The sequence below is a fragment of the Geodermatophilus sp. SYSU D00691 genome (assembly GCF_054050275.1).
Map to the genome: position 1 here is coordinate 56,657 of NZ_JBJGYZ010000029.1, position 11,929 is coordinate 68,585.

Consider the following 11,929-nt stretch of genomic DNA (forward strand, 5'->3'; position numbering starts at 1 on the left):
GGATGCGCCCATGCCGAGACCGCTGCCGAAGCTGCCCACCTCGATCGTCGGGAGCCTCCCCCAACCCGACTGGCTGATCGACCGCGACCGGCTGGCCCACCAGTTCCCCCCGCGGGTGCGCGCCAAGGAGCTGTGGCGGGTCCCGCCGGACCTGCTCGAGGAGGCGCAGGACGACGCGACGCTGGCCGCCATCCGGTCGCAGGAGGAGGCGGGGCTGGACATCCTCACCGACGGCGAGATCCGGCGGGAGTCGTACTCCAACCACTTCGCCACCGCGCTCGAAGGCATCGACCTGGACAACCCGGGCACCGTGCTCAACCGGTCGGGCAAGGAGATCCCGGTGCCGCGGGTGACCGGCGAGCTCCGCCGCCCGGCGCCGATCCAGGTGCGCGACGTCGAGTTCCTCCGCGCCCACACCGACCGGACCGTCAAGATCACGGTGCCGGGACCGTTCACGATGGCGCAGCAGGCCCAGGACGACCACTACGGCGACGGCCGGGCGCTGGCGCTGGCCTACGCCGACGTCGTCCGCGAGGAGATCGCGGACCTGTTCGCCGCCGGCGCCGACCTCGTGCAGATCGACGAGCCGTGGCTGCAGGCCCGCCCCGAGGTCGCCCGTGCGTACGGCGCCGAGGCCGTGACCCGCGCGCTGGAGGGCGCACCCGGCCCGGTGCACCTGCACTTGTGCTTCGGCTACGCGGCGATGGTGTCCGAGCGTCCCGAGGGCTACTCGTTCCTGCCCGAGCTCGCCGACACCCCGGCCGACGCGATCTCGGTGGAGACGGCGCAGTCGCACCTCGACCCGGCGACGCTGCGGCCGCTGCGGGGCAAGGGGATCGCGCTCGGCGTCCTGGACCTGTCCACGCCCGAGGTCGAGACGCCCGAGATCATCGCCGACCGCGTCCGGCGCGCCCTGGACGACGTCGACGTCGACAAGCTGGTGCTCTCCAGCGACTGCGGGCTGAAGTACCTGCCGCGCGCGGCGGCGGCCGGCAAGATGCGCTCGCTGGCCCGGGCCGCGGAGGTCCTCCGCGCCGAGATCTAACCGGCGGCCCCGTCCAGAGGCTCTCCAGGAGCCTGCGAGGGGTGAGGAGGACGGGGTCCTTCTAGATGGAGATCTCGTCGATCACCGCGGGCACCTGACGCGGCAGCTCGCGGGCGAGGAAGCCGAGGCGGCCGATGGTGGCCGCCAGGCGCTCCCCCGCCCGGCCGTGCAGGTGCGAGCCCCAGACGGCGGCCTGCACCGGGTCGGCGCCGCGGGCGAGCAGCCCGGCGACGATGCCGGCGCGGACGTCGCCGGAGCCGGAGACCCCCAGCCCGGCGCCGCCGCTGTCGTCGCGCCACAGCTTGCCGTCGGACGAGGCGACCCACGAGGTCGCGCCGCCCAGCCCCACGGCCGCCCGGGCCCGCGCGGCGAGCTCGAGCGCGGCCCCGGCGGGGTCGTCCTCGATCTCGGACTCCTCCGCGTGCAGGGCGATGGCGAGCTCGGTCGGGTTGGGGGTGAGCACCACGTTGGCCTCGAGGTGCTCGAGGCAGGAGACGTCGGCGGTGACGCTGGCCAGCCCCAGGGCGTCGAGCGCGACCGGCCCGCGCAGGTGGGGCAGCAGCCGGTCGCCGAAGCCCTGGGTCTCCTCGACGTCGACCATGCCGGGGCCGATCAGGACGGCGTCGGCGGACTCGGCCAGCTCCCGGACGACGTCGGCCGCCTCGGCCCGGATCGCCCCGGCGCCGCTCTGCGGGAGGGCCCGCACCAGGGCCTCGGGCAGCGCGGTGGCCGCGTGGGGGGCGACCGACTCGGCGGTGGCGACCTGCAGCTTGCCGGCGCCGGCGCGCAGCGCGGCCTCCGCGGCGAGCAGCACGGCGCCGAGGGTCTCGCTGCTGCCGCCGATGACCAGGATCGAGCCGCGCGAGTTCTTGCCGCCCGTGGGCTCGGGCAGCGACCACCCGCGCAGCAGCGGCGGGGTGACCGGCGTGGCGTCAGGCCTGCTCGACGGCATGCGGCTCCTCGGTGACGTCCTCGTCCTGCGCGTCGAGGTGGTCGACGGCGTTGAACGCGACGAGACGCAGGCCGCCGTCCCCGGTCTCGTAGCGGGTGAGCGAGGTGTTGGCGACCCGTTCGGCGGCGTCGATGGCGAGCACGTCTTGCTCGCTGAGGTCCTCCAGCACGTACCTGAAGACCATGATCACCGCCTGGTGCGCGACGAGCAAGAGGCGCTCGCGGTCGTGCCGGAGGGCCTCGGTGGCCAGCAGGCTGCGCACCCGCAGGGCGACGTCGGCCCAGCTCTCCCCGCCCGGCGGGCGGTAGTAGAACTTGCCGAGCAGGTCGCGGCGGCGCGCCTCGTCCGGGTACTCCTCGCGGATTCCGGCGCCCGTCATGCCGTCGAAGGCGCCGAGGTCGCGCTCGCGCAGCCGCTCGTCGGTGCGCACCGGCAGGTCGAGCGCCGCGGCGGCCAGCTCGGCCGTCGTCCGGGCCCGCTCGTAGGGCGAGCTCAGGACGGCGGTCGGCCGCTCCGCCGCCGGCAGGTCGGCCAGCCACCGGCCCAGCGCGCGGGCCTGGTCCCGGCCGGTGTCGGACAGCGCGACGTCGGGGTCGCGGACGTCGAGGTCGAGCCGCCCGGTGCCCCGCTCGTGGGCCTGCGCGTCGGCGACGTTGCCCAGGCTCTCGCCGTGCCGCACCAGCCAGATCGCGCCGGGCCCCGGCTCCTGTCGTCGTCCCACGCGCAGGCCGGTAGCCCCCGCCCCCGCCGGTGAAACAGGATGGACGGGTGAGCGCCCCCACCGACCTGCCCGTCCACCGGTTCGCCGACCAGGCGGCCTTCGAGGAGTGGCTGGAGGCCGAGCACGAGCGCTCGCCGGGCGCCTACGTCGTCATCGCCAAGAAGGGCGCCCCGGAGCCGACCCTCGCGCAGCAGGAGATGGTCGAGTCGCTGCTCTGCTTCGGCTGGATCGACGGCCGGGCCAACCGCCTCGACGACCACCACTACACGGTCCGCGTCACCCCGAGGCGGGCGAAGAGCCTGTGGTCGAAGAAGAACGTCGACTGGGTGGCCGGCTGCTCGAGGCCGGCCGGATGCGCCCGGCCGGGCTGGCCGCGGTGGAGGCGGCGCGCGCCGACGGCCGCTGGGACCGCGCCTACGCGGGCCCGGCGACGATCACCGTGCCCGACGACCTCGCGGCCGCGCTGGCGGCGGCACCGGAGGCGGCGACGGCCTTCGCCGGGCTGGACAGGGCCAACCGGTTCGCCGTCCTGTGGCGGGTGCACACGGCGACGACGCCGGCGACGCGGGCGAAGCGGATCGCCGCGCTGGTGGAGATGCTGGCCGAGGGGCGCACGATCCACTGACGCTCACGGGTCGAGCGGGGCGCCGCCGAAGCTGATCTCGTTGCCGTCGGGGTCGTGGTAGGTCACGTGGCGCACGCCGTTGTCGTAGGTCTCGCGGACGGTCGGCTCGATCCCGCGGCCGCTGATGTCGCCGATGCGGGCCTCGAAGTCGTCGACGAAGAGGGTGTGCATCGCGTGCCCGGCGTGCTGCGGCCGGACGTCGATGTACAGGTAGCGGTGCTCGGCGATCTCCCAGACCGCCTCCGTGTCGTTGGGCAGGAAGGCCGCGACCGCGCCCAGGAAGCGCTCGTACCAGGCGAGGGCGCGTTCCCGGTCGTCCACCGGGATGCCCGCGAAGAGCTCGACCGCCACGGCCCCGGACCCCAGCGGCGGGCGCCGCCTGGTGGGACCCCTGGGACGGCCGGGTCGCGCCCGCCGCCGTGCCGCGGCGCGGGGGCTGGCGCAGCGCCCGGGCGCTGAGGACCCTGCCTCGCATGAGCTGCCAGGTGCTGCGGTGCGGTCGTCCCGGTACTCCGACCTCCGTCCCGGGTGGACCGGCGTCCTGGGCGCTGTGCGACGGGCACCGAGAGGCGATCGCCGGGGGCGTGCCCTGGTCGCGGCACGGCGGGGGCTCCCTGGTGGTCGGCGTCGACGCGCTCTACGACCTGCCGCGCGCGGTCAAGCGGCTGCGCGCCCGCGTCGCCGACAGCGTCCAGGTCGTCGACGGGCGGCGGCAGGGGCTGGTGCAGCTGGACCTCACGTACGGCTTCGAGGGCACGCCCGAGCACGACCGCGACCTGTCCCTCGTGGTCCCGGCGCACGTGGCCCGCGCGCTCGCGGAGGGCCTGGCCGACCTGGCCGACGACGCCGACACCGCCGCCTAGACCTGGGCCACGATCAGCTCACCTGATCGCACGAGGTCCTCCCCCACGTCGCACCGTGCGGGAGGAGCCGCTGCGGTGAGGGAGGACGGCGACTCGCGGCGTGTGGTCATCACCCGCGCGGTGCACGCCGAGGGTGACGACCACACCGCGAGGGTGTGCGGCCGCCAGCAGTCAGACGATGCGGCGGGCGCCGGCGTAGCCGCGCATGTCCACGCTGGTGACGGCGACCGGCGAGCCGTAGGTGCGGGCGTGCACCATCTTGCCGCCGCCGATGTAGAGGCCCACGTGGCTCACCGGCGAGTAGAAGTACACGAGGTCGCCGGGCTGCAGCTCCGAGCGGGAGACCGCCACGCCGAGCCGGGCCTGGGCGGCGCTGGAGTGCGGCAGGCTGATGCCCGCGGCGGCGTAGGCGTACATCGTCAGGCCGGAGCAGTCGAAGCTGCCCGGACCCACGGCGCCGTACTCGTAGGGCTTGCCGACCTGGGCCAGCGCCGTGCGGATCGCGATCTCGACGACCTCGCTCGGCGCACCCTCGATGGTGGTCGGCGCCTCGAGCGAGGGGCCGGCCAGCTGGGTGGTGACCCGGGCCTGCTGGTCGGCGGTCAGCCGGTCGAAGTCGTCCTGGTACTCCGCCACCTCGGCCTGCAGCTGGGCCTGCTGCTGCTGCAGCTGGGCCAGCGAGGCGGTGGCCTGGGCGGCGGCCTGGTCGGCGGCGGCCCGCGCGTCGTCGGCGGCCCGCTGCGCGGCGGCGGCGGCCTGGATCACCGAGTCCACGTGGCTGGCGATCATGTCCAGCGTGGTCAGCTGGGCGACGAGGTCGGCGGCCGACTCGCTGGTGAGGAAGGCGGCGAGGCCGGACTGCGTGCCGGTGTAGCCGCTCTGCGCGATGGCCCGCAGCTGGGGCTCGAACGCGTCGACGGCGGCCTGCGCGACGGACGCCTGCGCGGCGGCGTCGTGGGCGGCCTGCTGCTGGGCGGCGACCGCGAGCTCGGCCTGGTGCACCTGCTCCTCGACCTCGGCGAGCTTGGCGCCGGCCTGGGCCACCAGCTCGGCGGCCTCGGCGACGGTGCCCGGCTCGGCGGTCGCGGCGGTGGGGGCCAGGGTGCCGGCCAGCGAGGCCGTGAGGGCCACGGAGAGCACCAGAACGGCGCGCCTCACCCGGCGGGTCGTCGTCCTCGTGGGCTGCACCGTCGCCTCCGTCCGTGGCCGCGCCGCGTCCGGGGAAGGGACGACGTCCTCTCGCGAGCCGATACGGACGGTAGGGAACCGGTGTCGACAAGTAGGGGCGGCACGCTGACGCCGATCCGCGCGGCCGATCCCGCCCGCCCCGCGCACCTCAGGAGGTCACAGCCGTCCCGGAGGTCACCAGGTGGGGCGGCTCCGGCCGGGCGTCAGGTGCCGGCGGTCGGGCGCGAGGGGGACCAGGCGGTCGGCGACCACGCCGGTGACGAAGGAGTAGACGGCCTTGCCGGCCAGGTCGACCGCCTGGTCGCGGCCGGACCAGGTCCACGGCGGCGACCCGACGCCGGTGGCGTTCTCGAGGGTCTGGTCGGTGGCCAGGCGCACGGAGGTGTGCCAGGCGGAGGCGCGCCAGCCACGCAGCCCGGACGCGGCCCAGATGCCGCGGAGGGCGCCGACGGCCGCGCCCGTCCCCCAGTGCATGAGGTGGTTGCGCCCCGGCGGCCGGGCCGAGCCCGGCAGCCGGCGGCGGGTGGTCAGCGCGGTGAGGGTCCGGGCCGGCACGTAGGAGTCCGGCCGGCCGGTGAAGCGTTGCTCGAGCTGTTCGCCGAGCGTCATGGCGGCGGCGCCGGCCAGGCCGGCGAGGGCACCGCGCAGCGCGGCTCGACCCAGCATGCGGTGACCCCTACCCGGGGACCGGGCAGGGATACACCGGCATCAGCCGGCCAGGGGCTCCGAGGCGTCCAGGCGGGCGAGGGTCTCGAAGTCGCGCAGCACGCCGGAGAGCTCCTCCGCCGTCCACGGCTCGCAGCAGTCGCAGCCGCCCTCGGCGAAGGTGACCAGGCCGAGCGTCCCGCCGTCCTGGTCCTCGGCGATGGCGAGGTGGCCGGCCATGGGGTGGCGGTGGCAGGTGCAGGCGGCGGCGCAGAGGCCGAGACCCCAGCCCGAGATCACGACGGTGCGGCCGTCGTCACGGATCTTGCCGATCTGGAAGACCGACGGCTTACGACTCCGGCTCATGGGAGCCTCCCCCCTCGACTGCCCGCCTCTCCGGGGCCGGGCGTGCGGTGTGCTCCTGCACCACGCAGCGACTCCATCGGCGCATCACAGCACGTGCTTGAGCGTGTGCTGTCAGTGCAGTGAGCGCAGCGTAACAACGCAAATACGCTCGATGGGAGTACTTCCGGCACCTTTTGGGTAAGGCGGCGTGTTCGGCGCACACTCGCTGTCAACAAGCGACAGCCGCGAGGCCTCCCGGACGTCAGCTGGCGGGGCTCACGCTGCTCATGTTGAAGTCCGGCACCCGCAGCGGGGCCATCGCCGCCCGGGTGAACCAGTCGTTCCACTCGCGCGGGAGGGTGCGCTCGGTGCGCCCGGCCTGGGTCACCCGCGCCAGCAGGTCGACCGGCGACTCGTTGAACCGGAAGTTGTTCACCGCCCCGGTGACCTCGCCGCCCTCGACGAGGAACACGCCGTCGCGGGTGAGCCCGGTGAGCAGCAGGGTCTGCGGGTCGACCTCGCGGATGTACCAGAGCGTGGTCAGCAGCAGCCCGCGGTCGGTCGCGGCCACCATCTCGTCGAGCGTGGCGGTCGCGTTCGGGTCCTCGAGGATCAGGTTGTCGACGGCGGCGACGGCCGGCGCGGTGGTCTTCAGCGCCCACGCCCGCGGGCGGATCAGGTTGGCCAGGACGCCGTCGCGGATCCAGTCCACCGCCGGCGTGGCCATCCCGTTGTCGAACACCGACGCGCTGCTCGAGGAGGCGGCCACCACCTGGAAGGGGGCGGTCTCCAGGCCGGGGGCGTCCGGGTCGCTGCGCAGGGTCAGCGGCAGCGCGGCGAGGCGCTCGCCGAGCCGGTTGCCGCCGCCGGCCTTGGCGTAGACGTTGCGGCCCTCGTCGGCGTCGCGCGCCTGCATCGTCCAGTAGGCGTAGATGAACAGGTCGCTGACCGCCGACGGCGGCAGCAGGGTCTCGTAGCGCCCGGCCGGGAGCTCGACCCGGCGCTGCGACCAGGCGAGCTTGCGCTCCACCTGGGCGGCGAGGTCGGGCACCGACACGTCGGTGAAGTCGCGGGTGCCCGTGCCGGCCCACACGGAGCGGGTGAAGTCGCGGCTCTTGCCGTTGAGCTCCACCCGGCCGGTGGGCTGGTCGTGGCGCAGCCGCAGCCCGGTCGACGTGCCGAGGTAGGTCGTGGACATCCGGTGCTCGGCGAAGCCGAACAGCAGCTCGTCGCGGCTCTTCGCCGCGCCGAACGCCTCGCCCAGCGCGGGGGCGAAGTCGGTGAAGACGGCGACGGAGGTGTCGGCCGGCTCGGCGGCCCAGTCCCCCGACCCCGGCGGCGCCTCGCCGATCAGCGGGACGGCGTCCTCGGCCGGCCCGGCGTCCCGGGCGGCCTGCTCGCTGGCCGCCACCAGCTCGGCGATGTCGGGGTTGCCGGTGCGGGCGACCGTGCCGGTCGCCATCCCCGCGCCGCCGTCGACGAAGGAGACGACGACGACCTGGCGCGAGCGCATCGAGCCGTTGGTGGTCAGGCTGTTGCCCGCCCACCGGAGGTTGGCCTCGGAGCTCTCGACGACGAAGGCGACCTGCCCGTCGGCGGTGGAGGCGGCCAGCGCCTTCTCGACGACCTCCTGCGGCGACAGCGTGGTCATCGCCCGCCCTCCTGCACCGTGTTGAGGATGTTGACCTGGTCGAAGCGGGCCGTGGGGCAGCCGTGGCTGACCGGGGCGGTCTGCCCGGGCTGGGCCTTGCCGCAGTTGAACGCCCCGCCGAGGACGTAGGTCTGCGGGCCCCCGACGACCGACATGGCACCCCAGAAGTCCGTCGTCGTCGCCTGGTAGGCCACGTCACGCACCTGGCCGGCGAGCCGGCCGCCCTCGATCCGGTAGAACCGCTGGCCGGTGAACTGGAAGTTGTAGCGCTGCATGTCGATCGACCAGCTCTTGTCGCCGACGACGTAGATGCCGTGGTCGACCCCGGCGATGATCTCCTCGGTGGAGGGGCCGCCCGGCGCCGGCTGCAGCGACACGTTGGGCATCCGCTGCACGGGCGTGTGCGCCGGGCTGTCGGCGAAGGCGCAGCCGTTGGACCGCGGCATGCCGCGCAGCCGGGCCATGTTCCGGTCGACCTGGTAGCCGACCAGGACGCCGTCCTTGACGATGTCCCACTGCTGGGCGGCGACGCCCTCGTCGTCCCACCCGACGGTGGACAGGCCGTGCGGCGCGCTGCGGTCGCCGGTCACGTTCATGAGCGGCGAGCCGTACTGCAGGCTGCCGAGCTTGTCGACGGTGGCGAAGCTGGTCCCGGCGTAGGCCGCCTCGTAGCCCAGGGCGCGGTCGAGCTCGGTGGCGTGCCCGATGGACTCGTGGATGGTCAGGAACAGGTTCGACGGGTCGATGACCAGGTCGTAGCGCCCCGGCTCGACCGACGGCGCCTTGGTCTTCTCCATGAGCAGCTCGGGGATCTGGGCCAGCTCGCCGCGCCAGTCCCAGCCGCTGCCCGTCAGGTACTCCCAGCCGCGGCCGGTCGGCGGCGCCAGGGTGCGCATGGTCTCGAACGCGCCCGTCGCCCGGTCGACGGTCAGCGCCGTGAACTCGGGGTGGATGCGCACCCGCTGCTGGCGGGTCCGGGTGCCGGAGGTGTCGGCGTAGTACTTCTGCTCCTTGACGTGCATGCAGGACGACTGCACGTGCTCCACGCCGTCGGCGGCGAGCAGCTGCTCGGACAGCTCGGTGAGCAGGCCGGTCTTCTCGGCGTCGGGGACCTCGAACGGGTCGACGGCGTAGTCGGAGACCCACGAGCCGTCGGCGTGCACCGGCTCGGGGGCGAGCTCGACCGGGTCGGTGTTGATCGCCGCCGACACCTGGGCGACGGCGACGGCCTCCTCGGCCAGCCGCACCGCCTCGGCCGCGGTGAGGACGACGCCGGCGGCGAAGCCCCACGTCCCCTCGTGCACCACGCGGACGGCCAGGCCCAGGTCCTCACCGTCGGTGAGCGACTCCAGCCGCGCGTCGCGCAGGCTGATGACCTGCGTGCGGATCCGCTCGACCCGGATGTCGGCGTGCTCGCACCCGAGGTCCACGGCGCGGGTCAGCGCCGCCTCGGTGAGCGCGGACAGGGGCAGCGCCAGGAAGGATTCGTCGACTGTTCGCCCGGACACGCCCCCTGTCTACCAGCCGCCTCCCGGGGGACGGGGAGGAATCGTGAGCGCGGCTACCGATCGTCCGGGGACAGGACGCCGAAGGCCGGGCCGGTGCCGGGCCCCGGCAGCTGGTCCGGGGCGCGGGCGACGCGGCGCTCCTCGAAGGCGACGTGCGAGTTCAGGATCCCGAGCGCCGTCCACGCGGGGCGGTGTCCCGCACCGGATCACCGGGTAGGCGGGGACGGTGCCCGGGGACGACGTGACGATGACCTTCGGCGGCAACGCGACGATGCTGCTGCGCATCGGGCCGTTCACGCTGCTCACCGACCCGAACTTCCTGCACCGCGGCCAGCGGGCCTACCTCGGCAAGGGGCTGTGGGCCAAGCGGTTGACCGAGCCGGCCCTGCAGCCGACGCAGCTGCCGGCGCTCGACGGGATCGTGCTGTCCCACCTGCACGCCGACCACTGGGACCGGATCGCGACCCGTTCGCTGGAGAAGACGACGCCGGTGCTCACCACGCCGGCGGCGGCGAAGGCGCTGGCCCGCCGGGGCTTCACCGCGACCGCGGACCTGTCGCCGTGGCAGACCCACGAGTTCACCCGGGACGGCCGCACGCTGCGGGTCACCTCGGCGCCCGGCGTGCACGGCCCCGGCCCGATGGCCAAGGTGCTCCCGCCGGTGATGGGCAGCGTGCTCGAGCTGGTGGCCGACGGCGGGACCGTCGACTGGCGCGGCTACGTCAGCGGCGACACGATCTACCGCCCCTGGCTCGGGCAGGTGCTGGAGCGCTGCGGGCCGCTCGACGTCGTCATCCCCCACCTGGGCGGCACGAAGGCGCTGGGCGTGACCGTGACGATGGACGGCCGGCAGGGCGCCGACCTGGTCGAGCTGCTGAAGCCGCCGGTGACCGTGCCGGTGCACTTCGACGACTACGACCGGTTCAAGTCCCCGATCGGCGACTTCGTCACCGAGGTGGCCCGGCGGCAGCTCCCCGGGGAGCTGCGCACGGCCCACCGCGGGGAGACGCTCTCGCTGCGGCCCTGAGCGGAGTGGATCCGTCGCGGTCACGCCGACGGATCCACTCCGGCCAGCCGGGCGGCGCGGGCGGCGACCTCCGCGCGCAGGGCCTCGGTGTCCACCGTGGTGCAGACGCCGTCGCGCACCACCTGCCGGCCGGCCACCCACGTGTCGCGCACCAGCCGTGCGGCGCCCGACCAGACCAGGTGGGTGAGCACGTCCTCGATGTCGCCCACCGGCTCGAACAGCAGGCTGCGGGTGTCCACGTGCACCAGGTCGGCCTGCCGGCCAGGGGTGAGCCGGCCGAGGTCGGGCCGGCCGATCGCGTCGGCGGCGGCCCCGGTGGCCAGCCACAGCGCCTCGGCGGCGGTCAGCGAGGTCGGGTCGCCCGCGGCCAGCCGGGCCAGGGAGGCGGCCAGCCGCGCGTCGGCGAGCAGGTCCAGGCCGTCGTTGGACGCCGGTCCGTCGGTGCCCAGGCCCACCCGGATGCCGCGGTCGAGCATGTCGCGCACGCGGGCCACGCCGCTGGCCAGCTTCGCGTTGGACGCCGGGCAGTGCGCCACCGCGACGTCGTACTCCTGCCACAGCTCCAGGTCGCCGTCGTCCATGTGCACGCAGTGCGCCGCGAGCACCCGGCCGCCCAGGACGTCGTGCGCGGCCAGCAGGGCCGGCACCGACAGCCCGTGCCGGGCCAGCAGGTCGTCGCCCTCGGTCGCGGTCTCGGCCACGTGCAGGTGCAGCAGCAGCCCGTGCTCCCGGGCGGCGGCCGCGGCCTTGCTCAGCACCGGCAGCGGCAGGGTGTACGCCGCGTGCGGGCCGATGCCGTACTCGACCGTGCCGCCGGTCGGCGTCGCCGCGGCCAGCGCCACGGCGCCGCGCAGCTGCTCCTCGAGCGGCGGCATGCCGGGCAGCGGCAGCAGCGGCGAGGCGATGACCGCCCGGGCGCCGGTGGCCGTGACGGCCGCGGCGATCCGCTGCGGGTGGAAGTACATCTCGACGCTGGTGGTGACGCCGTTGCAGAGCATCTCCGCCGACGCCGCGGTCATCGCCACCTCGACGTCCTCCTCGGTGAGGCGGGCCTCGCGCGGCCAGATCACCTCGCGCAGCCACCGGTCCAGCGGCAGCCCCTCGGCCTGGCCGCGGAACAGCACCATCGGCGCGTGCGAGTGGCTGTTCACCAGCCCCGGCACCAGCACGCCCGGCAGCTCGACGGTCTCGGCGTCGGGGGCGGGCGGCGCCTCGGCCGCCGGGCCGACCCAGCGGATCTCGCCGTCGGCGACGTCGAGCACGGCATCGGGGACGACGGTGCCGGCGCGGTCGCCGACGACGACGGCGCGGGCGCGGAAACGCTGCATGCCCGAACGCTAGAGGTCACCGGCCCGGCCC

At 75.0% G+C, this 11,929-nt stretch carries 13 protein-coding genes; 4 read left to right on the top strand and 9 right to left on the bottom strand.

Annotated features, from left to right (window positions below):
* The first annotated feature begins 10 nt into the window (after nucleotides 1–10).
* Entirely contained in the window at nucleotides 11–1,045 is a 1,035-nt protein-coding gene (locus tag ACI797_RS19720) for a uroporphyrinogen decarboxylase family protein (RefSeq protein WP_456860594.1), read from the top strand.
* A 61-nt stretch (nucleotides 1,046–1,106) separates the two neighbouring features.
* On the opposite strand, the gene ACI797_RS19725 is transcribed toward ACI797_RS19720, so the two are convergent.
* Together ACI797_RS19725 and ACI797_RS19730 are read right to left on the bottom strand one after the other, a co-directional pair.
* Nucleotides 1,107–1,997, bottom strand: coding sequence for an NAD(P)H-hydrate dehydratase (locus ACI797_RS19725; RefSeq protein ID WP_456860596.1), 891 nt, complete (start codon nucleotides 1,995–1,997; stop codon nucleotides 1,107–1,109).
* Nucleotides 1,978–2,718 (bottom strand): histidine phosphatase family protein, encoded by a 741-nt coding sequence (locus ACI797_RS19730; RefSeq protein ID WP_456860597.1) that lies wholly within the window; start codon nucleotides 2,716–2,718, stop codon nucleotides 1,978–1,980. Before ACI797_RS19730 ends, ACI797_RS19725 begins: the two co-directional genes overlap by 20 nt.
* 301 nt (nucleotides 2,719–3,019) lie before the next feature.
* On the opposite strand from ACI797_RS19730, the gene ACI797_RS19735 reads away from it, so the two are divergent.
* Nucleotides 3,020–3,343, top strand: coding sequence for a YdeI/OmpD-associated family protein (locus tag ACI797_RS19735; RefSeq protein WP_456860599.1), 324 nt, complete (start codon nucleotides 3,020–3,022; stop codon nucleotides 3,341–3,343).
* Between the two features lie 3 nt (nucleotides 3,344–3,346).
* On the opposite strand, the gene ACI797_RS19740 is transcribed toward ACI797_RS19735, so the two are convergent.
* Nucleotides 3,347–3,694: a VOC family protein gene (locus ACI797_RS19740; RefSeq protein WP_456860601.1), complete on the bottom strand. Its 348-nt coding sequence runs from the start codon at nucleotides 3,692–3,694 to the stop codon at nucleotides 3,347–3,349.
* Between the two features lie 122 nt (nucleotides 3,695–3,816).
* On the opposite strand from ACI797_RS19740, the gene ACI797_RS19745 reads away from it, so the two are divergent.
* Nucleotides 3,817–4,206, top strand: coding sequence for a hypothetical protein (locus tag ACI797_RS19745; protein WP_456860603.1), 390 nt, complete (start codon nucleotides 3,817–3,819; stop codon nucleotides 4,204–4,206).
* Nucleotides 4,207–4,377: 171 nt separating this feature from the next.
* On the opposite strand, the gene ACI797_RS19750 is transcribed toward ACI797_RS19745, so the two are convergent.
* From ACI797_RS19750 to ACI797_RS19770, 5 genes are all read right to left on the bottom strand, one after another.
* A complete protein-coding gene (locus tag ACI797_RS19750) occupies nucleotides 4,378–5,337 on the bottom strand; it encodes a C40 family peptidase (protein ID WP_456860605.1) in 960 nt (319 codons plus the stop codon).
* Nucleotides 5,338–5,568: 231 nt separating this feature from the next.
* On the bottom strand, nucleotides 5,569–6,060 hold the full coding sequence (locus ACI797_RS19755) for a hypothetical protein (RefSeq protein ID WP_456860607.1): 492 nt from the start codon (nucleotides 6,058–6,060) through the stop codon (nucleotides 5,569–5,571).
* A 42-nt stretch (nucleotides 6,061–6,102) separates the two neighbouring features.
* On the bottom strand, nucleotides 6,103–6,405 hold the full coding sequence (locus ACI797_RS19760; protein ID WP_456538346.1) for a hypothetical protein: 303 nt from the start codon (nucleotides 6,403–6,405) through the stop codon (nucleotides 6,103–6,105).
* A 241-nt stretch (nucleotides 6,406–6,646) separates the two neighbouring features.
* Nucleotides 6,647–8,035, bottom strand: coding sequence for a metallopeptidase TldD-related protein (locus tag ACI797_RS19765; RefSeq protein WP_456860610.1), 1,389 nt, complete (start codon nucleotides 8,033–8,035; stop codon nucleotides 6,647–6,649).
* Nucleotides 8,032–9,543, bottom strand: coding sequence for a TldD/PmbA family protein (locus tag ACI797_RS19770; protein ID WP_456860612.1), 1,512 nt, complete (start codon nucleotides 9,541–9,543; stop codon nucleotides 8,032–8,034). The genes ACI797_RS19765 and ACI797_RS19770 overlap by 4 nt, the downstream gene beginning before the upstream one ends.
* A gap of 226 nt (nucleotides 9,544–9,769) precedes the next feature.
* Between ACI797_RS19770 and ACI797_RS19775 the strand changes: the two genes are divergently transcribed.
* Nucleotides 9,770–10,570 carry an MBL fold metallo-hydrolase gene (locus tag ACI797_RS19775; protein WP_456860614.1) on the top strand — a complete coding sequence of 267 codons (801 nt, stop codon included), beginning with the start codon at nucleotides 9,770–9,772 and terminating at the stop codon, nucleotides 10,568–10,570.
* A 20-nt stretch (nucleotides 10,571–10,590) separates the two neighbouring features.
* Here the strand turns inward: ACI797_RS19775 and ACI797_RS19780 are convergent, their stop codons facing one another.
* Nucleotides 10,591–11,898, bottom strand: a complete 1,308-nt coding sequence (locus ACI797_RS19780) for an amidohydrolase family protein (protein WP_456860616.1) — start codon at nucleotides 11,896–11,898, stop codon at nucleotides 10,591–10,593.
* Between the last annotated feature and the right edge of the window lie 31 nt (nucleotides 11,899–11,929).

Bases quoted from the DNA above. Each gene is read 5' to 3' on its own strand.
- ACI797_RS19720 (WP_456860594.1), top strand. From the start codon at position 11: ATGCCGAGACCGCTGCCGAAGCTGCCCACCTCGATCGTCGGGAGCCTC.
- ACI797_RS19725 (WP_456860596.1), bottom strand. From the start codon at position 1,997: ATGCCGTCGAGCAGGCCTGACGCCACGCCGGTCACCCCGCCGCTGCTG.
- ACI797_RS19745 (WP_456860603.1), top strand. From the start codon at position 3,817: ATGAGCTGCCAGGTGCTGCGGTGCGGTCGTCCCGGTACTCCGACCTCC.
- ACI797_RS19755 (WP_456860607.1), bottom strand. From the start codon at position 6,060: ATGCTGGGTCGAGCCGCGCTGCGCGGTGCCCTCGCCGGCCTGGCCGGC.
- ACI797_RS19760 (WP_456538346.1), bottom strand. From the start codon at position 6,405: ATGAGCCGGAGTCGTAAGCCGTCGGTCTTCCAGATCGGCAAGATCCGT.
- ACI797_RS19765 (WP_456860610.1), bottom strand. From the start codon at position 8,035: ATGACCACGCTGTCGCCGCAGGAGGTCGTCGAGAAGGCGCTGGCCGCC.
- ACI797_RS19780 (WP_456860616.1), bottom strand. From the start codon at position 11,898: ATGCAGCGTTTCCGCGCCCGCGCCGTCGTCGTCGGCGACCGCGCCGGC.